We start from the raw sequence: 21,343 nt of genomic DNA, 5'->3' as shown, positions 1-21,343 counted from the left end.
CCGAGACCCATGGCCACCTACAACGCCGATGCCATCGAAGTCCTTTCCGGGCTCGACCCGGTGCGCAAGCGCCCGGGCATGTACACCGACACCTCCCGGCCGAACCACCTGGCCCAGGAAGTCATCGACAACAGCGTCGACGAAGCCCTGGCCGGCCATGCCCGCTCGATCCAGGTGATCCTCCACGAGGACAATTCCCTGGAAGTGCTGGACGACGGCCGCGGCATGCCGGTGGACATCCACCCCGAGGAAGGCATCCCCGGGGTCGAGCTGATCCTCACCAAGCTCCACGCCGGCGGCAAGTTCTCCAACAAGAACTACCAGTTCTCCGGCGGCCTGCACGGCGTCGGCATCTCCGTGGTGAATGCCCTGTCCAGCCGGGTGGACGTGCGGGTCAAGCGCGACGGCAACGAGTACCGCATGGGCTTCGCCGATGGCTTCAAGGCCAGCGACCTGGAGATCGCCGGCAGCGTGGGCAAGCGCAACACCGGCACTGCCGTGCGCTTCTGGCCGGACCCGAAGTACTTCGATTCGCCGAAGTTCTCCCTCAGCCGCCTCAAGCACGTGCTCAAGGCCAAGGCCGTGCTGTGCCCGGGCCTGGCGGTGAGCTTCGAGGACAAGGCCAGCGGCGAGCGGGTGGAGTGGCACTACGAGGACGGCTTGCGCTCGTACCTGGCGGACGCCGTGAGCGAGTACCCGCGCCTGCCCGAGGAGCCCTTCGTCGGCAGCCTGGCGGGCAGCAAGGAGGCGGTGGACTGGGCCCTGCTGTGGCTGCCCGAGGGCGGCGAAGGGGTGCAGGAAAGCTATGTCAACCTGATCCCCACCGCCCAGGGCGGCACCCACGTCAACGGCCTGCGCCAGGGCCTGCTGGACGCGGTGCGGGAATTCTGCGAATTCCGCAACCTGCTGCCCCGCGGGGTCAAGCTGGCGCCGGAGGACGTCTGGGAGCGTATCGCCTTCGTCCTCTCCATGAAGATGCAGGACGCGCAGTTCTCCGGGCAGACCAAGGAGCGCCTGTCCTCCCGGGAGGCGGCGGCGTTTGTCTCCGGGGTGGTCAAGGACGCCTTCAGCCTGTGGCTCAACGCCCACCCCGAGCGGGGCCTGCAGCTGGCGGAACTGGCCATCAGCAACGCCGGGCGGCGCCTCAAGGCCGGCAAGAAGGTGGAGCGCAAGAAAATCACCCAGGGCCCGGCGCTGCCCGGCAAGCTGGCCGACTGCGCCGGCCAGGACCCGATGCGCGCCGAGCTGTTCCTGGTGGAGGGCGACTCCGCCGGCGGCAGCGCCAAGCAGGCCCGTGACAAGGAATTCCAGGCGATCATGCCCCTGCGCGGGAAGATCCTGAACACCTGGGAAGTGGATGGCGGCGAGGTACTGGCGAGCCAGGAGGTCCACGACATCGCCGTGGCGGTGGGGGTGGACCCGGGCGCCAGCGACCTCAGCCAGCTGCGCTACGGCAAGGTCTGCATCCTCGCCGACGCCGACTCCGACGGCCTGCACATCGCCACCCTGCTGTGCGCGTTGTTCGTCCGCCACTTCCGCCCGCTGGTGGAGTCCGGCCACGTTTACGTGGCGATGCCGCCGTTGTACCGCATCGACCTGGGCAAGGAGGTCCACTACGCCCTGGACGAGGCGGAGCGGGACGGCATCCTCGAACGCCTGGTGGCGGAGAAGAAGCGTGGCAAGCCCCAGGTCACCCGCTTCAAGGGCCTGGGCGAGATGAACCCGCTGCAGCTGCGGGAAACCACCATGGACCCCAACACCCGCCGGCTGGTGCGGCTGACCCTGGAGGACACCGAGGGCACCGTGGAGAAGATGGACATGCTGCTGGCGAAGAAGCGCGCCGGCGACCGCAAGTCCTGGCTGGAATCCAAAGGCAACCTGGCCGAGGTCCTGGCGTGAGGCGCATCGCCGCGCTGCTGGTGGCGCTGCTGCCGCTGGCGGCCACGGCCCAGGACGCGCCCTGGCCGGAACTGCAACTGAGCCGCGAATACGTGGTGGACGGCATCCCCGGCGGCAACCTTTCCGGCCTCGCCTGGTGCGGCGACGCGCTATGGACCGTATCGGACCGGGAAGACGACCGGGTCTACCGGCTGCACCCCGGGGACGGGGTGATGCGTGCCGAGGCCGAGGTCTTCCAGGTGGAACCGCCCCCGGACAGCGGCCTGCCCTGGGGCCAGCGCATGCGCACCTGGCTCACCGGCAAGGCCCGCGGCGGCCAGCTGGACTTCGAAGGCCTGACCTGCGACAGCGCGGGCAACCGCTACCTGGTCAGTGAATCCCGCGCCACGGTGTTGCACCTGCCGCCGGGCGGTAGCCCGCGCTGGCTGGCGCTGCCGGAGAACCTGGTGCGCCAGGCCCGGGCCAGCGGCATGCTGGTGACCTTCAACGCCATGTTCGAGGGCATCGCCGTGGATCCGGAGGGCGAGCGCCTGTGGCTGGCCGCCGAGCGTGAGCGCCGCGGCCTGCTGGTGCTGCACAAGCAGCAGACCGCCTGGAGCTGCACCGGCGGCTGCGTACTGTACAGCGAGGGCGGCACCGAGCCGGCCCCGGCCGCCCTGGGGGGCAAGGAGCTGTCCCGGGACTTCTCCGACCTGGCCTTCCACGCCGGCAAGCTGTTCACCCTGGAGCGCCAGGCGCATCGCCTGTGCCGGCGCAAGACCGCCGACGCTACGGTGGAGCGCTGCTGGTCGTACGCGGCCGAGGCCCTCACCGACGCCCGTCGCTACCCCGTGGACTATGGCAGCGCCGAAGCCCTCTGGCTGGACGACGAGGGCGCCTGGATCGGCGTCGACAACGGCAACCATCGCCGGGGCGACGGCGAGAACCGGCCCATCGTCTGGCGCTTCGCCGCCCCCGCCGGCGGCTGGAGTGCGCCATGACCCCTTCCCCGATTACCTGCGGAGACCTGTCACCATGAGCGGATCGATCCTGGCCACCGTGCCGGTGCTGGCGTCCCTAGACCTCGACGAGAGCCGGGCCTTCTATACCGAGCGCCTGGGCTTCGAAGTGCGCCTGCAGGTGGACGATTGCCTGATCGTCGCCCGGGACGGCGCCGAGCTGCACTTCTGGGCGTGCACCGAGCGGCATGTGGCGGAAAACACCTCCTGCTACGTGCGCTGCGCCGACAGCGAGGCGCTGCACCGCGAGTTCCAGTCCCGCGGGCTGGACCTGGCGCCGCCGGCGCTGCGCGCCTGGGGCATGAAGGAGCTCTACGTCATCGACCCCCACGGCAACCTCCTGAAATTCGGCGAGCCGGCGTGAAGCCTGCCTTCCCCGGCCTCGTCGCCGACCCCCTTTGCAGCGGAACCCCTCGATGAGCGAATCCCTCGACCTGAGCCTGGACGGCGTGGAACGGCGCTCCCTCGCCGACTTCACCGAGCAGGCCTACCTCAACTACTCCATGTACGTGATCATGGACCGCGCGCTGCCCCACATCGGCGACGGCCTCAAGCCGGTGCAGCGTCGGATCGTCTATGCCATGAGCGAACTGGGTCTGGACGCCGACTCTAAGCACAAGAAGTCGGCGCGCACCGTCGGCGACGTGCTCGGCAAGTACCACCCCCACGGCGACTCCGCCTGCTACGAGGCCATGGTGCTGATGGCCCAGCCGTTCAGCTACCGCTACACCCTGGTGGACGGGCAGGGCAACTGGGGCGCCCCGGACGATCCCAAGTCCTTCGCCGCCATGCGCTACACCGAGGCCCGGCTGTCGCGTTATTCCGAAGTGCTGCTGGGCGAGTTGGGCCAGGGCACGGTGGACTGGGTGCCGAACTTCGATGGCACCCTGGACGAGCCGGCAACGTTGCCGGCGCGCCTGCCCAACCTGCTGCTCAACGGCACCACCGGCATCGCCGTGGGCATGGCCACCGACGTGCCGCCCCACAATCTGCGGGAAGTCGCCACCGCCTGCGTGCGCCTGCTGGACGAACCGAACGCCACGGTGGAGCAGCTCTGCGAACACGTGCCCGGGCCCGACTACCCCACCGAGGCCGAGATCATCACGCCCCGGGCCGACCTGCTGAAACTCTACGAGACCGGCCGCGGTTCGGTGCGCATGCGCGCCGTGTACCGGGTCGAGGACGGCGACGTGGTGGTCACCGCCCTGCCGCACCAGGTCTCCGGCGCCAAGGTGCTGGAGCAGATCGCCGCGCAGATGCAGGCGAAGAAGCTGCCGATGGTGGCGGACCTGCGGGACGAGTCGGACCACGAGAACCCCTGCCGCATCGTCATCATCCCGCGCTCCAACCGGATCGACGTGGACGGGCTGATGCAGCACCTGTTCGCCACCACCGACCTGGAGTCCAGCTACCGGGTCAACACCAACGTCATCGGCCTCGACGGCCGTCCCCAGGTGAAGAACCTGCGGCAGTTGCTGGTGGAGTGGCTGCAGTACCGGGTGGGCACCGTGCGCCGGCGCCTGCAGTTCCGCCTGGACAAGGTGGAGCGGCGCCTGCACCTGTTGGAAGGCCTGCTGGTGGCCTTCCTCAACCTCGATGAAGTCATCCTCATCATCCGCACCGAGGACCAGCCCAAGCCGGTGCTCATGCAGCGCTTCGAGCTGAGCGAGCTGCAGGCCGACTACATCCTCGACACCCGCCTGCGCCAGCTGGCCCGCCTGGAAGAAATGAAGATCCGTGGCGAGCAGGACGAGCTGGCCAAGGAGCGCGACGCCCTGCAGGCGCTGCTGGGCAGCGAGGCCAAGCTGAAGAAGCTGGTGCGCAAGGAACTGCTGGAAGATGCCAAGAAGTACGGCGACGACCGCCGCTCGCCCATCGTCGCCCGGGGCGAGGCGAAGGCCCTGTCGGAAACCGAGCTGATGCCCACCGAACCGGTCACCGTGGTGCTCTCGGAGAAGGGCTGGGTGCGCTGTGCCAAGGGCCACGACATCGACGCCGTCGGGCTGTCCTACAAGGCCGGCGACGGCTTCAAGGCGGCCGCCCCGGGGCGCTCGAACCAGTACGCGGTGTTCATCGATTCCAGCGGCCGCAGCTATTCCCTGGCCGCCCATTCGCTGCCCTCCGCCCGCGGCCAGGGCGAGCCCCTCACCGGGCGCCTGACGCCTCCGCCGGGGGTGTCCTTCGACTGCGTGCTGCTGCCGGACGACGACGCCCTGTACGTCATCGCCTCGGACGCCGGCTATGGCTTCGTGGTCAAGGGCGAGGACCTGCAGGCGAAGAACAAGGCCGGCAAGACCCTGCTCAGCCTGCCCGCCGGCGCCCGGGTGATCGCCCCGCGGCCCCTGGCCAGCCGCGACGACGACTGGCTGGCGGCGGTGACCACCGAGGGCCGGCTGCTGGTGTTCCCGGTCCGCGACCTGCCGCAACTGGCCAAGGGCAAGGGCAACAAGATCATCGGCATCCCCGGCGAGCGGGTCGCCAGCCGCGAGGAATACCTCACCGACCTGGCGGTGCTGCCGGCCGGCGCGACCCTCACCCTGCAGGCCGGCAAGCGCACCCTGTCCCTGCGTCCGGCGGACCTGGAGCACTACAAGGGCGAGCGCGGGCGGCGTGGCAACAAGCTGCCCCGAGGCTTCCAGCGGGTCGAGGGGCTGCAGGTGGAACGGGGCGGCGAGTGAGCCGTAACCCGGGCGTCGTATCGGCATCCGCCGACACACCCTGTGGTGCTATTCCGTCATCCGCGACTGGAGTCGGAGACGACATTCGCGGATGATAGGCAACCCCTCTGGACCGCGCTCCGGTGCCCTGTCAGGACGCCGCGCCCCGCGTCGGCGAACGGGTTGCCGCTAACGAGATTGAATGCGATGAACAGGGTTCGACTCCCCATACTGCTCCTGCTGGCCGGCGTGCTCGGCCTCGGCGGCTGCGCCGCACGTGCGCCGATCCCGCTCTACCAACTGGACAACGGCAGCCCCGAGCTGCCGAAGAAGAACCAAGGCGTGGCGGTGCTCCTCGGCCCGGTCCACGTGGCTGACTACCTGCAGCGGGAAGCCCTGCTGCAACGCCGTGCCGACGGCAGCCTGGTGGCGGCGCGGGACGGCCGCTGGGCCGGCAGCCTGTCCGCCGACATCGACCAGGTGCTGCTGCGCCAGCTGGCCTCGCGCCTGGACAGCCAGCGCCTGGTGCTGGCTCCCACCCAGCCCGGCTTCACCCCCGACATCCAGGTGCTGCTGAGCATCAGCCGCTTCGATTCCGGTCCGGAACTGCCGGCGGTGCTGGAGGCGCAATGGCGCCTGCTTGACCGCAACGGCCGCCTGCGCGACAGCCGCCTGGTGCGCCTGGAACAACCGCACCAGGGCACGCCGGCCGCCCAGGTGGAAGCCCAGAGCGTGCTGCTGCGGCGCCTGGCGGAGCAACTGTCCATCGCCGTGCAGCCCCTGGCCACCGCCCAGGCTTCCGCCGTCGCGAGCCCCGCCAGCGAGCCGCCCAAGTCTTCCCAGAGCCCGTCCCGCGCCCACACCCCGGACAAGCCGCGCATCCCCATGGCGTCGCCGGTGCGCAACGACGTTGAAGTGTTCCGCTTCTGATCCCGGACAGGCCGCACCGAGTGCGGCCTCGTTTCTTCTGACGCCCCCCCACACATGCTTCGGCAAGACTGCCGACGCATGTGTTGTCCTGCCCGGTATGGGTGGGCCATGGCCATGCCAATCCGCTTACCTGACGTCCTGAGGCCGCGCTTCGAAAGCATGCGCGGTGTCGTGGTACAGCCGTTTTGCACGGGAAGTGGAGGAGGGGTGGCTTCGATGACGGTGACGAAGCCATGCGCCGCGCGCAGCCCGCGTGGCGCTCGCCTGAAGAATACGCAGGGGGAGTGAGTCGACCCGGCGGCAGGATGCCGGCCGGGTCGCAGGGCGTCAGCGCCGCTCGTGCATGCGCGTCAGCTGGCGCTCCAGCAGCGCCGGGTAGGGGTCCAGCAGGCGCTCGACGCAGCAGGCCCCTTCTGGGCTGGCGATGGCGCGGATGCGGGCGCGCTGGCGCACCAGCGGGTCGTCGGCGATGGCCCGCTCCACCAGCAGCAGGTTGCGGCTGTGCTGGCTCAGGGCGATGGCGCTCTGGGTGGTCTCGTCCAGCAGCAGGTCGCCCTGGCCCAGGGTGCTGAGGTCGCCGCCCAGGGTCAGGCCCAGCTGCAGTTGCAGGGCGATGCCGCTGTCGGCCACCTCGATCTGCAGGGCATGGCCCAGGGCGCGCAGCAGTTCGCCGCAGCACAGGGCGTGGGTGAGGTATTCCTCGGCATTGTCGCGGCTATGGAACAGCATCAGGCTGCCGCCATCGCTCAGGGTGTGCAGCCGGCCCTGGTAGAGCTCGGCCGCCTGGTCCAGGCAGTCCCGGTAGCGTTGCAGCAGGTCCATCAGGCGCGAGCGGGGCAGCCGGCGCAGCTGGTCCTGGGCGCCCAGCTGGATCGCCAGCACGGCGCTGTACTGGGCCTTCTGCGGCGCCGGCGGCACGTAGGGCGCGGAGGGCTCGTCCACCGACGGGCGCAGGTCGGAGAACGGGTCGTCATCGTCCGCGGTGAACAGGGTGCTGGAGGCGTCCTCCTGCACGTCGTAGCGCGTGTCCCGCAGGTCGCGGACCTGGAAGCCCGGTTCGTCGAAACCCGGCTCGTCGTCGAAGCGCTCGTCGATGCCGCTGTCGGCCCGGTTCACGTCGCCGTAGTTGACGTCGTAGGCGTCCTCTTCTTCGAACAGCACCTCTTCTTCCAGCTCCGGTACCGGCGGTTTCTCCGGCACCAGTAGGCCCTGGAGCTGGCGCGCCAGGTCGCCGATCTCGTCCTGGCGGGAGGCCGCGGGCGCGGGGTCGTCCGGGTCGCGCAGCCAGACACGCAACTGCAACAGCGGCGTGGAAATATGGCGGCCCAGGCGCAGGCTGAGGGACAGGGTCAGGGCCAGCAGGATCAGGCTGATCAGGCCCATGCTCTGCAGGCTGATGGTCATCGGCTGCTGGAACTGCTGCATGTCCAGGCTCAGCCGCAGATGCCCGGCGATCACCTCCTGGAAGGTGATGGGGGTGGAGTAGAGGCCCTCCGTCTCCCCCAGCAGGCCCTGCTTGGGCCGCGAGCCGGCCTCGGCGAGGATGCGGTTGTCCACGCTGTAGATGGCGGCGTGGGCCACCAGCGGGTTCTTCACCAGGTTGTTGAGCAGCACGTTGAGGCTGAGGATGTCGTTGGACACCAGCAGCTCGGTGGCAGAGGCCGCGGTCTGGCTGGTCAGGCTCTGGCCCAGGGCATCAGCCTGCTGCTGCATGGCCTGCTTGAACTGCATCCCCATGACCCAGGCGTAGATCACCAGGGCCAGCGCCACTAGAAATACAGTGTGGCTGACGACCCGCAGGGCCAAGGGAACGCGCCGCTGGCGCAGGGCGTGGAAGATCAGCAGGAAGAAATTATCGGGTTTGACGGACGTGGGCCGGGTCACGGAGCGCGGCTCTTTTCGGACAGGGTAGGTCGCGCAGTATACGGAAAGCCTTCCTGCCACTAAAGAAACAAACTCTCCCGGCCGTCAGCGGGCCCGCGCCAGAGCCTTTTCCCGCCACCGGCGGTTTTGCGGGGTAGAATGGCCGCCTTCTTTGCTTGGGAGATGGCGCCTTGCGCGAGATAGTCCTGATCAACATCACTGGGGAAGACCGTCCCGGGCTCACCGCGGCGATCGCCGGTGTATTGGCCCAGGGCGGTGTCACCGTCCTCGATATCGGCCAGGCGGCCGTGCACGGCATGCTGTCGTTCGGCCTGCTGGTGGAAATCCCCGGCACCGACACCGCCGCCGGTCTGCTCAGGGGCGTACAGCAGGTGGCCCATGAGCTGGACCTGCAGGTGCGCTTCACGCCGGTACCCGATGCCGAGTACCGGCAATGGGTCGAGCGCCAGGACAAGGGTCGCTACGTGGTCACCCTGCTCAGCCGCAAGGTCAGCGCCGAGCACCTGCAGCGGGTCAGCGCCGTCGTCGCTCGCCACGGGTTGAACATCGACCGGATCGACCGGCTGTCCGCCCGCATGCCCCTGGACAGCGAACAGGAAGCCCTGGGCAAGGGCTGCCTGGAATTCGCCGTGAGCGGCGACCCCGCCGACCTTGAGGCGCTGCGCGCGGATTTCTTCGAGGCGGCCCAGGCCCTGGACGTGGACATCGCCTTCCAGCAGGAAACGGTGTTCCGTCGCAATCGCCGGCTGGCGGTGTTCGACATGGATTCGACGCTGATCGAGGCGGAGGTGATCGACGAACTGGCCAAGGCGGCCGGCGTGGGCGAGAAGGTGGCGGCCATCACCGAGCGGGCGATGCGCGGTGAACTGGATTTCCGCGCCAGCTTCACGGAGCGCCTGGCCCTGCTCAAGGGGCTACCCGAGGACGTGCTGGCGGGCATCGGGGCGTCCCTGCGCCTGACCGAGGGCGCGGAAACCCTGTTCGCCGAACTCAAGCGCCTGGGCTACAAGACCGCGATCCTCTCCGGCGGCTTCAGCTATTTCGCCCGCCAGGTCCAGCAGAAGCTGGGCATCGACTATGTGTTCGCCAATGAGCTGGAGATCGTCGACGGCCAGCTCACCGGCGTGGCGGTGGAGCCCATCGTCGATGCCCAGCGCAAGGCCGACCTGCTGCGGGAACTGGCCGAGCGGGAAGGGCTGCAACTGGAGCAGACCATTGCCGTGGGCGACGGCGCCAACGACCTGCCGATGCTGGCGCTGGCCGGCCTCGGCGTGGCGTTCCGGGCGAAGCCGCTGGTGCGGCGCTCGGCGAAGCAGGCCATCACCACCCTGGGGCTGGATGGCGTGCTCTATCTGCTGGGGTATCGCGATCGCGAGAGCGGTCGCTGAGGCGACGGGGCCGGGCGCCCGGCCCTGGCTTCACTCGTCGGAAGCGAAGTCGTAGTCCATCGCCTGGCTGGGGCCTTGCAGGTAGTAGCCCTGGATGTAGTTGATCCCGGCCTGCCAGAGGGTCGCCAGCACGCTGGCGCTCTCCACGAACGGCACGATGGTCAGCTTGGCCTGGGCGTGCAGGTTGGCCACCAGGTTCTTCAAGGCTTCCTGGTTTTCCGCGTTGCTCAGGTCCTGGGCGAACGACCCGTCCACTTTGACGAAGTCCACGTTCAGGTGCTTGAGGGTGTTGAACGGGTTCAGCGCACAGCCGAACTGGCTCAGCGCCACCTTGCAGTGCAATTGCGCCAGTCCCTGGGTGAGCACCTTCGCCTGCTTCAGGTAGGCGATGGCGTCGGGCTCGCTCAGCTGCAGGATCAGCGAGTCGGACGGCAGCCGCGCCGCCTTCAGTGCCACGCTCAGCCACGGCAGCAGGGTCGGGTCCTGCAGGCTGGCGCTGGACAGGTGGACGAACAGGCGCGTGCTGTGGCCCTTGCTGCGATGCTCGGCGAGGAGCTTCACCGAGTTGAGGATCACCCAGCGGTCGATCTTCTCGGCCAGCCCGGCATCCTTGGCGGCCACCAGGAAATCCCCCGGCGGCACTTCCTTGCCCTGAGGGCTGAGCAGGCGCAACAACACCTCGTAGTGCTCGAAGGTATCGCCGCGCAGGCTGATCACCGGCTGGAACAGCAGGCGGAAGCTGTTGGTGTCGAGGGCATGGCGGACCATGGCCAGGACATTGCCGCGGTTGGCGGCGGCCATCAGTTCCTCGGCCGGGTTGTACAGCTTGACGCCGTTGCCGTCGGTCAGCTCGTCGGCGCTGCGGTGGGCGCGATCCACCACGTCCTGGGCTTTGACGGTCTTTTCGTCGAGGCCGGCGACGCCGATGGACAGGGTGGTCTGAACGGTGCGGCCGCTGACGTCGAACAGTTGGCTCTCGACCTTCTTCAATAGCGCCTGGAGGCTGGGCTGCAGTTGCTCCGGGGTCTGCCCGGGCTGCAGGACGCCGAACACGTCGTCGCCGAAGCGGGCCAGCTGGGCCTCGCCATTGAAGTGGCCACGCAGCAGATTGGCCAGGTCGGTGAGCAGCAGGTCGATCCCGGCGATGCCGATGTCCGCCAGCAGGGTGGCGTAGCGATCGACCCGGATGTAGGCGAGGCTGGACGGCTGCGCGGCGTTGACCGCCCGCTGCACCGCGCCATCCAGCAGTTCGAGGAAATAGCTGCGGTTGTACAGGCCGGTGACCAGGTCCTGGCTGCTGATCTCCCGCAGCTTCTCTTCCAGCTCGGCGTTGCCCGCGTCGGTGCGGATCACCACCTGGATGCACGGCTCGCCGTCGTAGGTGGCGGGAGAGAAGCTCATCCGTGCCTGGAACTTGCCGGCGTCGGCCTTGCTGCCGTCGCAGACCAGCTCGGCGTTGCCTTCGCTCGGGTAGTGCTTCAGGAAATCCTTGAACGCGGCCTGGTCGCTGGCCGCGATCAGGTCGATCATCGGCATGCCTTCCAGTTCTTCCGCATCCTCGTAGCCGAACAGCTCCACGTAGGCGCGGTTGGCGTAGATGTGCATGCCGTCGTGGACGTAGGCGATGGCGTCCACCGAGCTGTCCAGCAGCAACTGGCAGCGCTTCTCGGTCTCGCGCAGGGCGACTTCCGCGGCGCGGCGGGCGCGGCGTTCTTCCAGGTTGGCGAGTTCGCGGTTGGCCACCAGCACCAGGCGCTCGTCTTCGCCCAGGGGCACGGCATCCTGGGCGCCTAGAGTCAGGGCCTCGGTGATGAGGTCGGTATCGGTACCGTCCACCAGTTGGATGAAGGGGATGTCCTTGGCCTGGCGGCGGATCGCGGCGAGGGCTTCGCCGGGGTCGAGGCCGTCGCTGAGCGGCGCGGCGATCAGCAGGTCCCAGCTCTGCTGCAGGGCATCCTGCAGGTCGTCGCTGGACGTCAGGCGGTGGACGCGGGTGGCGCGTCCCGCATTGCGGAACAGGCTGACCAGGCGCTCGGCTTCGTTCTGCGAGTCCTCGAGGATCAGCAGCCGGATGGTTTTCTTTTCGATGGCCATGGCTCGGTCGTTAAGACTGCGCCGAACGGGCGCAAAGCAGCGACAAAAGGGGGTAGGAGCCGCAATCTACAGCGACTTCCAGAGTGAGTCAAAGTCTTCCTCGCCGCTGGTTTCCTGGGCTTTCGAAGCTGTGACGGGCTTCCCGACCTGAGTGCTCGCTTCCTCGAACGGACGGTATTCGAACTGGTTGAAGCTGCCGGTGGAGGTCTGCCGGCGGGTGAGCACCGCGCGGCGCTCGTCGCCCTGCAGGTTGATCTGCACCTTGTTGCCTTCCTGGAACGGCAGGCGCGGCGTGAGCAGGGTGGCCGGCCGCGAGATCGCGCTGATTTCCGGCAGCAGCAGCGCCCGCAGGTACTGGCTGCTCTGCTCGGCCTTGCGCAGCAGCTGCAGCCCGCAAGGGGTGGCATGGGGGGCGATCAGTTCGATGCCCATCTGGGTGCCGCCGCCGCGCACCTGGCGAATCCAGCGCACCACCGCGATGCTCCAGCCGTGGCCGGGGGCGTCCTGGATGCCCAGCAATTCGCCGGCCTGCAACTGGCTCGGCACTTCCTTGGGCCAGCTCAGGCAGTAGCCGCCGGGGCTGTGGTTGACGATGGGCAAGGGGTAGGTGGGGTAGCTTTCGCTGCTGCTGGGCGGCGAGTGGTGCTCGCCGTTGGCGGACGGCGGCTTCTGATACTGGATTTCCTCGTAGGGCAGGCCTTCGTCCCAGTTGGTGGGCTGGGCATCGAAGGCGCCGGCCCAGACGTCGGGCCCGCCGCTTTCGGTCTTGAACACCGCATGGTGGACTTTCGGCGGTTGCTTGAGCACGTCGCTGAAGGACTTCTGCCCGGCGAGGAAGAAGTGCAGGGCGCTCATGCCGATGCAGGTGGTCAGGCTGCCCTGGCCGGGGTTGCGCTGGAAGGTACGCTCGGAGATGTCGCCCCAGGCCGAGCTGAGATGCTGCAGCAGGTCGAGGCTGAAGCCTTCGGGCACCAGCAGGCGCGACTTGCCGCGGGATTCGGGGGAGAGCAGCAGGTACTCCTTGATCGCGTCCACCAGCGGCAGGGGGTCGATCCCCAGCAGGTTTTGCAGCTCGCCTTCCTTGAACAGCGACTTGTAGCGCGGCGGGCCGTCCATCTGCGGCGCCACCACGAACAGTGAGGTGGGCGCCTCGGCGTTCTGCAGGTTCACCAGCGCCGACCAGGGCTCCAGCACCTCGGCGAGGCGGGCGATGCCGTTCTGGCGCATCTGGTTGCAACGGGCGCAGCCCAGGAGCAGCGCCACCAGGTAGGTCTGCTCGATGCTCAGGCCCTTGCTGTGAAACGCCAGGCCGTCGCGCACTACCACGTTCTGCAGGTGGCGATAACGGGCGATCTGGTAGAGCTGGTGCAGCTCCAGCCACAGGCCTTCCGGCACCGGGCAGTACAGCTGGCTGGCGCGGATCAGCGGGCCGCAGAGGCTGTGGGACGCCCGCTGCAGGGCTACGGTGAGCAGTTGCGCCCGGTCACGCTGCGCCTTGGGCGCCTCCTGGGCGACGATCAGCTTGTAGCCCACCGCCAGGTGGTTCTGCAGGGCCTGGCACAGGTTGGCGACCTTGCGCGGACGCTCGTCCAGCACGATCGCCTGGTTGAGGAAGTGCCGCTCCAGATGCTTGCAGACGTAGTAGACCTCGGGGCGGATCAGCTCGAGCAGTTGCAGGCGGTTCTCCGCCGGCGTCACCAACTGGTTGATTTCCACCAGGCTCTGGTAAAGCTGGCGGGCGGTCTCCCCCAGGTTCGCCTTCGGCAACGCCTCGATCCAACGCTTGAGGTCGCGCGGACTGGCGTCGCAAAAGGAGAGGCTCTGCTTGCTCGGGGTCGGCACACGCAGAAGCAGGTGGGGACTCTGATTATCCATCTAACCGAATGACTCCAGCGGTACTGACAGGTTTCGTCTATGCAGGCTTTCCGAACTCTAGCAGCATCCCGAGGGGGCCGCAGCCTGACCCCGGGCGGCGCGCTGGCACCGAAGGGGCGGTGCCCATGATGCCTGATGGCAAAAAGCCTTTAGGTCCGACTGCGCGCCAAAGTTCCCGGTTCCGACCTTCGTGCAGCCAGGTTCGACGGACGGTCAGGCCTGTACCGCCTGGCCCAGGCGCTGGCCCATGCGCACCGGGCTACCGGCCAGCAGGGCGTCGTCCCAGCGAACCGCCTGGGGCCCGAACAGTACGATGGCGGTCGATCCCAGCTTGAAGCGCCCCAGTTCGGCGCCGGCCTCCAGGTGGATCGGCCCCCGTGCGGCTTCGTCGTAGCGCACGGTCTTCAGTTCGCGCTTCGGCGGGGTGACCAGGCCAGCCCATACGGTTTCGATGGAGGCGACGATCATCGCGCCCACCAGCACCACCGCCATGGGGCCTCGCTCCGTATCGAACAGGCAGACCACCCGCTCGTTGCGGGCGAACAGTTCCGGTACGTTTTCCGCCGTGGTCTGGTTGACCGAGAACAGCCGGCCGGGCACGTAGACCATCTCCCGCAGGGTGCCGGCCAGGGGCATGTGGACCCGGTGGTAGTCCCGCGGCGACAGGTAGACGGTGGCGAACTCGCCGCCCATGAAGGGCGCGGCCCGCTCGGCGTCGCCCCCCAGCAGTTCCAGCGCGCTGAAGCTGTGGCCCTTGGCCTGGAAGATACGCCCGTGCTCGATGCGCCCGAGCTGGCTGATGCCGCCATCGGCCGGGCTGAGTACCGCGCCGGGTGTGGTGTCCAGCGGCCGGGCGCCCTCTTTCAGGGCGCGGGTGAAGAAGGCGTTGAAGTGCTCGTAGGCGGCCAGGTCTTCCACCTGGGCTTCGCCCATGTCCACCTGGTAATGCCGGGCGAAGCGGCTGATGAAGGCGTCCTTGAACCAGCGCACCCGGCACTCGGCGACGCAGCCGGCCAGGCGCGACAGCGCGTGGTGCGGCAGCAGGTACTGGCTGGCGATGAACAAGCGGTCTTTCATGGAGTGTCCTCGAGGCACGATCGGGTCCGGTCGGGTCGGATCAGGTTTCCACCGGCGTGTCCGGGTGGTTGCCCCACTCGGACCAGGAACCGGCATAGCCCTTCACCCGCGGGTAGCCCAGGGCCTTGGCCACCAGGTAGGTGAAACCCGAGCGGTGATGGGTCTGGCAGTGGGTGACGATTTCCTTGTCCGGGGTCAGGCCCCGCTCGTCGAGCACCTGGGCGATATCCGCGCGGATGCGCAGCGCGTTGTCGCGGTCCATGCCCTGGGTCCATTCGAAGTTGATCGCCCCGGGGATATGCCCGGCCTTGGCGGCGAGCACCTTGCTGCCGTCGTATTCGCCGGGCGCGCGTGCATCCCAGATGGCCAGGTCGGCGGCGCCCAGGCGCGCCTGCAGGTACTCGCGGGTGGCGGTCGGCTCGTCGTGCAGGCTCACCGGCACGGGACCGCCGGCGGCGGGCGGAACGTCCCGGGACAACGGGCGGCGGTCTGCCAGCCAGGCGTGCAGGCCGCCATTGAGGTAGTGGTAGCGATGATGGCCGATCACGTCCAGCAGCCAGATGAAGCGCCCGGCCCAGCCACCGCCTTCGTCGTCGTACACCACGTAGACCGCATCGTCGCGGTGGCCCAGTTCGCCGAACAGGGCTTCCAGGTCGCTTTGGGCCGGTAGCAGGCCCGGAGCCGGGGGCTGGCCCCATTGCGTGCGTTTCGGGTCGACGAAACGCGCGCCGGGCAGGTGACCCTCGGCATAGCGCGCTGCGCTGGTGAGGTCTACCAGGATCAGTTCCGGCGCTTCCAGGCGCGCAGCGAGGTCGGCCGGCTCGATCACCAGCGGCAGCGAAGAGAAGGCGGACATGACGGCCTCCGAAGCGGGTAAAGGGCGGATTGTAACGGAAAGGTCAGCGCCCGCGGCGGGCGAAGTGGCCGAGAGCCCGCTCGATGCATTGCACGGTCTTGCCGAACGCCTGCAGGCTGACTTCGGAGAACGGCAGGCCATCCTGGTCGGTCACCACCAGCATCGCGACCCGGTCGTGGCTGGCGATGGAGCGCAGGATCAGGTGCTCGCCGGTGAACAGGCCCTTCAACTGGCCGGGGAGGAAGGCGGAGAACTGTGCGGCGTTGGCCGGGGTCAGGCGTAATTGCCCGGCCTGGGCGAGCAGGCGCTTGAGGATCTGGCTCTGGGACGGGTCGAGGCTCAGCCCGGCGGTGTGCTTCAGCCCCGCCGCCTGCTGGGCCAGGAGCCGGCCGCTGCTTCGGTCAAGCATCAGAATCAGCGTACGGCGCATGCCGCAGGCCTGGATCGCATCCCGGGCGCTGGCGGTCAGTTGCACCACGTTGGCGAAGGCGCTGGGCTCCTTGAGCAGCAGGGTGCACTGGGTGCGCCATGCCTGCAGCGCGTCGACCGAGGGGGGCGCCGGCGGCGTGTCGTGGGCGACGTGGAAGCGCCGTTCCTCCCAGGGCCAGAGCAGCGCGGTGGCCGGGTGCCAGAGGCCGGGGCGGTGGTGGGCGCGGGCGCTCTGCGCCGCATACTGGTGAATCTGCTGCTGCAGTTCGCCCATGGGCAGGCGCATGTACAGCGCGGTCAGGCGCTGCCAGCGCAGGCTGTGCAGGCAGGTCCAGTTGTCATGGGAAGAGAGGGCGATGCCGTTGGCCAGCAGGATGGTGTTGGCCGGATGGGTCAGCCAGCGGCTCAGCCCGGGGTCGGCATCCAGGGCCTGCTGCTGATGCAGCGGCGAACCCTGCGCCCGGGTGATGAACAGGGCCTTCACCAGCAGGCGTCGGTCGTTGTTCAGCAGGCGGTAGCCCTGGAGCACCCAGTCGGGCAGTCGCCATTGCTCGGCCAGGGCCAGGCAGATGGACAGCAGCGGCACGCCCAGCAGGTCCAGCTCCACCTTGCGCTCCGGTTCGCCGTGGGTCAGCACCCGGCGTTCCCACTCGGGGTACAGCTGCGGGTGCAGCACCAGCAGCGGCCAGAGCGGCGCGAGGAACAGCAAACTGTTGCATTGTATTTCCTGCCACAGGCGGGCGAGGCGGGCACCAAACAGGCCGCTGGCCTGCTGCATGGCATGCTGGCTGATCATCTGGATCTGCCGCAGCGGCAGGGGAATCTGCTCTTCCGGCACGGCCGGGAGGCGGTTCAGCAGCTCCTCGCTGCGCTTGAGGCCGAGGCGGTTGAGGGCACCCTCGATGCTTTCGGCGGCGCTGCCCAGGGCGCTGGAGGCGCGGTTCGCCTCGCGTATCAACTCCAGGGCTACGGAAGGGCTGCCCTGGATCGCCTCGGCGATGTCCCGCAGGGAATTGCTGCTGGAGCCCAGCACGTGACGCAGGCGTTCGTGGTTCGCCGTGGAGACCGGCAAACGCACGCCGTCCAACTGCCGGGTCCAGTCGGCGAGGGTGCGCGGCAGTGGTTTCGGGCTGGGCATAGGGGTTGAGCCAAACTGGCTTTTAACCTTAACTGGCTATAGTCTGGCGCATAAGTACCGATAAATAGAAGGGTTGTTTCGCGCCCCCCTTCCGACTGACTTCCTGCAAGACTCTTCTATGGCAAAAATCATCGGCATCATCGTCGTATTCGCCAGCGTGCTCGGTGGATATGTGCTCTCCCATGGCAAAATCGGCGCGCTGATCCAGCCCTTCGAAGTGATGATCATCGGCGGCGCGGCCCTGGGGGCGTTTCTCCAGGCCAACCCCGGCAGCACCTTCATGCACGTCTTCAAGAAAGCCTTGAAGATGTTCAGCTCGCGCTTCACCCACACCTTCTATCTCGAAGTGCTGAAAATGCTCTACGAGATTCTCAACAAGAGCCGCCGCGAAGGCATGATGGCCATCGAGGCGGACGTCGAGGACCCGGCGGCCAGCCCGATCTTCAGCAAGTACCCGGCGATCCTCAAGGACGAACGCATGATGGCCTTCGTCTGCGATTACCTGCGCATCATGTCGTCCGGCAACATGGCGCCCCACGAACTGGAGGGGCTGTTCGACATGGAGCTGAACAGCTTGAAAGAAGAGCTGGAGCACCCATCCCATGCGGTGGCGCGATTGGCCGACGGCCTGCCTGGCTTCGGGATCGTAGCGGCGGTGCTGGGGATCGTGGTGACCATGGCGCTGCTGGGCGAAGTGGCCCAGGCCGAACTGGGGGTCCACGTGGGTGCCGCCCTGGTGGGGACCTTCCTGGGTATTCTCGCGGCGTACGGCTTCTTCGGCCCGCTGGCGGTCTCCCTGGAGCATGACGCCAAGGAAGAGCTCAACGTCTACGAGGCGATCAAGGCCTGCCTGGTGTCGTCGGCCTCCGGCATGCCGCCGACCCTGGCGGTGGAGTTCGGCCGCAAGGTGCTCTTCCCCGCCCACCGTCCGAGCTTCTCCGAGCTCGAACAGGCCATGCGCGGCAGCTGACGGCTGAGCCATGGAGAACAATCAGCCGATCATCGTCAAGCGCGTCAAGAAGAGCGCAGCGGGCCACCACGGCGGGGCGTGGAAGATCGCCTTCGCCGACTTCGCCACGGCGATGATGGCGTTCTTCCTGGTGCTGTGGCTGATGTCCTCCGCCACGCCGGAGCAGAAGAAGGCCATCTCCGGTTACTTCCAGGACCCCATCGGCTTCACCGAGAGCGCGAGCCCCTATGTGATCGACCTGGGCGGCACGCCCACGCCGGCGCCGGACCGCACCCTCAACCCCGAGCTAAAGGACGCCCCCAATGCCCAGGAGGCGGCCACCGATTCCGTGCACAAGGACCAGGTGGACCCCAAGCAGGTGGAGACCCTGGCGGACCAGATGGAGCGTGAACGCCTGGAACTGCTGCTCCAGGAGCTGCAGAACAAGGTGGAGGAAAACCCCGAGCTGAAGCGCTTCAAGGACCAGATCCTGTTCGAGATCACCCAGGACGGGCTGCGCATCCAGATCATGGATGCCGCCAACCGGCCGATGTTCGACCTGGGCAGCGCCCGCCTGCAGCCGTATTTCGAGGACATCCTGCTGTCCATGGCCGACACCATCAAGGCGGTGCCGAACAAGGTCAGCATCAGCGGCCACACCGATGCCAAGCCCTTCGCCGGCACCGGCCCGGGCGGCTTCGGCAACTGGGAGCTGTCGGCGAGTCGCGCCAACGCCGCGCGGCGGACCCTGATCACTGGCGGTTACCCGGAGGACCAGGTGGCGCGTGTGGTGGGCTATGCCTCGTCGGCGCTGTTCGACCGGGAAGACCCGCTGAACCCGGTGAACCGGCGTATCGACATCACCGTGCTGACCAAGAAGGCGGAGCGGGACATCAAGGGCGAGCAGAGTGGCGATGCCAAGGCGTCTGATGCCAACCCGGCGCCCCCCGCCGGTGAGAGTGGCGCGCCTGCGACGCCGACCAATCCCGCCACGCCGGCCAACCCTGCGACGCATTCTGCGCCCGCCCAGGGCAAGCCCGCGGCCTCCCTCAACCCCGGCGCGACGCCTCCCGCCTCAGGCGACCCGCTGCAGGCGGACGCGCTGCGACAGAAACTCAACGCCTTCGACCAGGGCGCCCTGAAGATGGACGAGCCGAAGGAGCCCTGAGCGTCCACGGCTCGCGCCATTCCCGCTCAATAATCCGGTTCGGCGATCCCCGCCACGATGTGGCGATAGCTGTTCATGCGTTGAGGGTGGATGCGTCCGTCCTCCAGCGCAGTCAACAGGGCGCAACCGGGTTCGCGGTCGTGCTTGCAGTCGCGGAAGCGGCAGGTGCCCAGCAGGTTACTGAACTCGATGAAGCCCGCCTCCACGTCCTGGCGGCTGACGTGGCCCAGGCCGAATTCCCGGATGCCGGGCGAGTCGATCAGCTCGCCGCCCCCGGGGAAGTGGAACAGGCGCGCGGTGGTGGTGGTGTGGGTGCCCTTGCCGGTCTGCTCCGAGAGGGCGCCGACCCGGGTGTCCACGCCCGGCAGCAGGCTGTTCACCAGGGACGACTTGCCCACCCCCGATTGGCCGACGAACACCGCCACATGGCCATCCAGGCGCGTCTGCAGGTCCTGCATGCCGCCGCCCGCATGGGCCGAGACTTCCAGCAGCGGGTAGCCCAGTTGGCGATAGACGTCTAGCAGGTCGTCCAGCGCCGCGGCGTTGTGCTCGTCGATCAGGTCCGCCTTGTTCAGCAGCAGCAAGGGCTGGATGCCGGCGTGCTCGGCCGCGACCAGGTAGCGGTCGATGAGGTTGGCGTGAGGCTGTGGCAGCGGGGCGAAGACGATCACGATCAGGTCGACGTTGGCGGCCACGGGCTTCAACTGGCCGCGGCTGTCTGGCCGGCACAGCTCGGATGCCCGCGGCCGCTGCGCGACGATCACGCCGCTGCCCTGGTGGCCGGCACGCCAGACCACCTGGTCGCCGGTGACCAGGGTCGGCAGGTTGGCGCGCAGGTGGCAACGTCGGACCTCGCCCGCCAGCTCGCCGCCCAAGGCTTCGACTTCCACCTGGACCCCGAAGTGGGCGATCACCAAGCCCTCCTGCTCCGGGCCCAAATCGCTGCCTTCCAATTGCTCCATGGCGCGGTTTTCCCGGCGGGCGGCGCGGGAGGCGCGTTCTTCCTGGATCTTCTCGATCCGCCAGCTTTGCCGGCGAGTGAGGTGGCGTTTGGCCATGGAGTTTCCGAGTCGTGGGGAAGGGCGGCGCGAGTCTAGCATGGGCCCAGGTGCCGACCACGGTGGGGCTGGCTACACTGCCCGCACGTCCTGCCGAGTGTCCCCATGCGTCTGAATCCTCGCCGCTTCCCCGCCCTGCTGGCGCTCCTGGCGCACCTGCTTGCTTTGTTGGCCACCGCGCTCCTGCTCGGGGTCGGCGCGAGCCTGGGCATCCGCGTCGGCGGCATGACCGCTGCGCTGGTGGAAGGGGTGATCGCTGCGGTGATCGGGCAGTGCTGGGGGCTGTCGGTGTGGTGGCTACCCATCAACCTGTTCTTCGTCCCGGCGCTGCTGGCGCTGCAAGGACGCCACCTGCCACCGTTGCTGCCGCTGGCCGGCTTCCTGCTGGCGTTGTCGCTGAACTGGAACAGCCTGGGCGAGCGGGTACCGCTCTACCTGACCGGCCGCCGCACCGAGCGTCGGCTGGCCGAGCTGCTGGCGACCCGCGGAGCGGCGTTCACCTTCATGGACCTGGGCTGTGGCCTGGGCGGCACCCTGGCGAGGCTGGCGCGGGCCTTTCCCGAGGCACGCTTCGAAGGGGTGGAGACGGCGCCGCTGAGCTTCCTCATCGCCTGGCTGCGCAGCCTGCCCCTGGGCAATTGCCGGGTGCGCTACCGCAACCTGTGGCACGTGGAGCTGGGGGCGTGGGACGTCGTCTACTGCTTCCTTTCGCCCGCGCCGATGCCTGCCCTGGGCGACAAGGCCCGGGCCGAGATGCGCGAGGGCGCCTGGCTGGTCAGCAACAGCTTCGACATCCCCCAGTGGCCGCCCTCCACCTGCCTCGAGGTGGATGACCTGCGCGGCTCGCGCCTGCTGTGCTGGCGCCTGGGCGAGGCCGGCGACCGTGCGGCGAAAATCCGCTAGGGCGTAGCGCCGATTCGCTAGACTGCGCGCTACAGCCGAG

16 protein-coding genes are annotated in these 21,343 nt (G+C 68.3%); 9 read left to right on the top strand and 7 right to left on the bottom strand.

What is annotated here, in order from left to right:
- Positions 1-9: 9 nt before the first annotated feature.
- The 5 genes from parE to FM069_RS14860 all read left to right on the top strand — a co-directional run bounded on the left by parE (position 10) and on the right by FM069_RS14860 (position 6,484).
- The gene (parE, locus tag FM069_RS14880; protein ID WP_143489153.1) at positions 10-1,899 is read left to right on the top strand and encodes a DNA topoisomerase IV subunit B; all 1,890 of its coding nucleotides are present in this window, start codon (positions 10-12) and stop codon (positions 1,897-1,899) included.
- The gene (locus FM069_RS14875) at positions 1,896-2,879 is read left to right on the top strand and encodes an esterase-like activity of phytase family protein (protein WP_143489152.1); all 984 of its coding nucleotides are present in this window, start codon (positions 1,896-1,898) and stop codon (positions 2,877-2,879) included. The genes parE and FM069_RS14875 overlap by 4 nt, the downstream gene beginning before the upstream one ends.
- A gap of 34 nt (positions 2,880-2,913) precedes the next feature.
- Positions 2,914-3,261: a bleomycin resistance protein gene (locus FM069_RS14870; protein ID WP_143489151.1), complete on the top strand. Its 348-nt coding sequence runs from the start codon at positions 2,914-2,916 to the stop codon at positions 3,259-3,261.
- A gap of 52 nt (positions 3,262-3,313) precedes the next feature.
- On the top strand, positions 3,314-5,575 hold the full coding sequence (gene parC, locus FM069_RS14865; protein WP_143489150.1) for a DNA topoisomerase IV subunit A: 2,262 nt from the start codon (positions 3,314-3,316) through the stop codon (positions 5,573-5,575).
- Between the two features lie 186 nt (positions 5,576-5,761).
- Positions 5,762-6,484, top strand: coding sequence for a PqiC family protein (locus FM069_RS14860; RefSeq protein ID WP_143489149.1), 723 nt, complete (start codon positions 5,762-5,764; stop codon positions 6,482-6,484).
- Positions 6,485-6,811: 327 nt separating this feature from the next.
- On the opposite strand, the gene FM069_RS14855 is transcribed toward FM069_RS14860, so the two are convergent.
- Entirely contained in the window at positions 6,812-8,368 is a 1,557-nt protein-coding gene (locus FM069_RS14855) for an AhpA/YtjB family protein (protein ID WP_143489148.1), read from the bottom strand.
- 170 nt (positions 8,369-8,538) lie between these two features.
- Here FM069_RS14855 and serB point away from each other — a divergent pair, with 170 nt between their 5' ends.
- Entirely contained in the window at positions 8,539-9,756 is a 1,218-nt protein-coding gene (serB, locus tag FM069_RS14850) for a phosphoserine phosphatase SerB (protein ID WP_143489147.1), read from the top strand.
- Positions 9,757-9,786: 30 nt separating this feature from the next.
- Here serB and FM069_RS14845 read toward each other — a convergent pair whose 3' ends face one another.
- The 5 genes from FM069_RS14845 to FM069_RS14825 all read right to left on the bottom strand — a co-directional run bounded on the left by FM069_RS14845 (position 9,787) and on the right by FM069_RS14825 (position 17,225).
- The gene (locus tag FM069_RS14845; protein WP_143489146.1) at positions 9,787-11,850 is read right to left on the bottom strand and encodes a GGDEF/EAL domain-containing response regulator; all 2,064 of its coding nucleotides are present in this window, start codon (positions 11,848-11,850) and stop codon (positions 9,787-9,789) included.
- Between the two features lie 66 nt (positions 11,851-11,916).
- Positions 11,917-13,725, bottom strand: a complete 1,809-nt coding sequence (locus FM069_RS14840; protein ID WP_143489145.1) for a molecular chaperone — start codon at positions 13,723-13,725, stop codon at positions 11,917-11,919.
- A gap of 213 nt (positions 13,726-13,938) precedes the next feature.
- Complete coding sequence (asd, locus tag FM069_RS14835; protein WP_143489144.1) at positions 13,939-14,802, bottom strand: archaetidylserine decarboxylase; 864 nt, start codon at positions 14,800-14,802, stop codon at positions 13,939-13,941.
- A gap of 40 nt (positions 14,803-14,842) precedes the next feature.
- A complete protein-coding gene (rhdA, locus tag FM069_RS14830; RefSeq protein WP_143489143.1) occupies positions 14,843-15,658 on the bottom strand; it encodes a thiosulfate sulfurtransferase in 816 nt (271 codons plus the stop codon).
- 43 nt (positions 15,659-15,701) lie between these two features.
- On the bottom strand, positions 15,702-17,225 hold the full coding sequence (locus tag FM069_RS14825; protein ID WP_143489142.1) for an HDOD domain-containing protein: 1,524 nt from the start codon (positions 17,223-17,225) through the stop codon (positions 15,702-15,704).
- A gap of 118 nt (positions 17,226-17,343) precedes the next feature.
- Between FM069_RS14825 and motA the strand changes: the two genes are divergently transcribed.
- Both motA and motB read left to right on the top strand, forming a co-directional pair.
- Positions 17,344-18,195, top strand: coding sequence for a flagellar motor stator protein MotA (gene motA / locus FM069_RS14820; protein WP_143489141.1), 852 nt, complete (start codon positions 17,344-17,346; stop codon positions 18,193-18,195).
- Between the two features lie 10 nt (positions 18,196-18,205).
- A complete protein-coding gene (gene motB, locus FM069_RS14815) occupies positions 18,206-19,342 on the top strand; it encodes a flagellar motor protein MotB (RefSeq protein WP_143489140.1) in 1,137 nt (378 codons plus the stop codon).
- A 26-nt stretch (positions 19,343-19,368) separates the two neighbouring features.
- On the opposite strand, the gene rsgA is transcribed toward motB, so the two are convergent.
- Entirely contained in the window at positions 19,369-20,400 is a 1,032-nt protein-coding gene (rsgA, locus tag FM069_RS14810; RefSeq protein WP_143489139.1) for a small ribosomal subunit biogenesis GTPase RsgA, read from the bottom strand.
- A 105-nt stretch (positions 20,401-20,505) separates the two neighbouring features.
- On the opposite strand from rsgA, the gene FM069_RS14805 reads away from it, so the two are divergent.
- A complete protein-coding gene (locus tag FM069_RS14805) occupies positions 20,506-21,303 on the top strand; it encodes a class I SAM-dependent methyltransferase (RefSeq protein WP_143489138.1) in 798 nt (265 codons plus the stop codon).
- The last annotated feature ends 40 nt before the right edge of the window (positions 21,304-21,343 follow it).

The sequence above is a fragment of the Pseudomonas mangiferae genome (assembly GCF_007109405.1).
Taxonomy (GTDB): domain Bacteria; phylum Pseudomonadota; class Gammaproteobacteria; order Pseudomonadales; family Pseudomonadaceae; genus Pseudomonas_T; species Pseudomonas_T mangiferae.
The sequence above is the reverse complement of the archived record's forward strand: the minus strand, read 5'-3'. Positions and strand labels throughout refer to the sequence as shown.

Coding starts and splice junctions, on each gene's coding strand:
- parE (WP_143489153.1), top strand. CDS start 10: ATGGCCACCTACAACGCCGATGCCATCGAAGTCCTTTCCGGGCTCGAC.
- FM069_RS14870 (WP_143489151.1), top strand. CDS start 2,914: ATGAGCGGATCGATCCTGGCCACCGTGCCGGTGCTGGCGTCCCTAGAC.
- parC (WP_143489150.1), top strand. CDS start 3,314: ATGAGCGAATCCCTCGACCTGAGCCTGGACGGCGTGGAACGGCGCTCC.
- FM069_RS14860 (WP_143489149.1), top strand. CDS start 5,762: ATGAACAGGGTTCGACTCCCCATACTGCTCCTGCTGGCCGGCGTGCTC.
- FM069_RS14845 (WP_143489146.1), bottom strand. CDS start 11,850: ATGGCCATCGAAAAGAAAACCATCCGGCTGCTGATCCTCGAGGACTCG.
- FM069_RS14840 (WP_143489145.1), bottom strand. CDS start 13,725: ATGGATAATCAGAGTCCCCACCTGCTTCTGCGTGTGCCGACCCCGAGC.
- asd (WP_143489144.1), bottom strand. CDS start 14,802: ATGAAAGACCGCTTGTTCATCGCCAGCCAGTACCTGCTGCCGCACCAC.
- rhdA (WP_143489143.1), bottom strand. CDS start 15,658: ATGTCCGCCTTCTCTTCGCTGCCGCTGGTGATCGAGCCGGCCGACCTC.
- FM069_RS14825 (WP_143489142.1), bottom strand. CDS start 17,225: ATGCCCAGCCCGAAACCACTGCCGCGCACCCTCGCCGACTGGACCCGG.
- motA (WP_143489141.1), top strand. CDS start 17,344: ATGGCAAAAATCATCGGCATCATCGTCGTATTCGCCAGCGTGCTCGGT.
- motB (WP_143489140.1), top strand. CDS start 18,206: ATGGAGAACAATCAGCCGATCATCGTCAAGCGCGTCAAGAAGAGCGCA.
- rsgA (WP_143489139.1), bottom strand. CDS start 20,400: ATGGCCAAACGCCACCTCACTCGCCGGCAAAGCTGGCGGATCGAGAAG.
- FM069_RS14805 (WP_143489138.1), top strand. CDS start 20,506: ATGCGTCTGAATCCTCGCCGCTTCCCCGCCCTGCTGGCGCTCCTGGCG.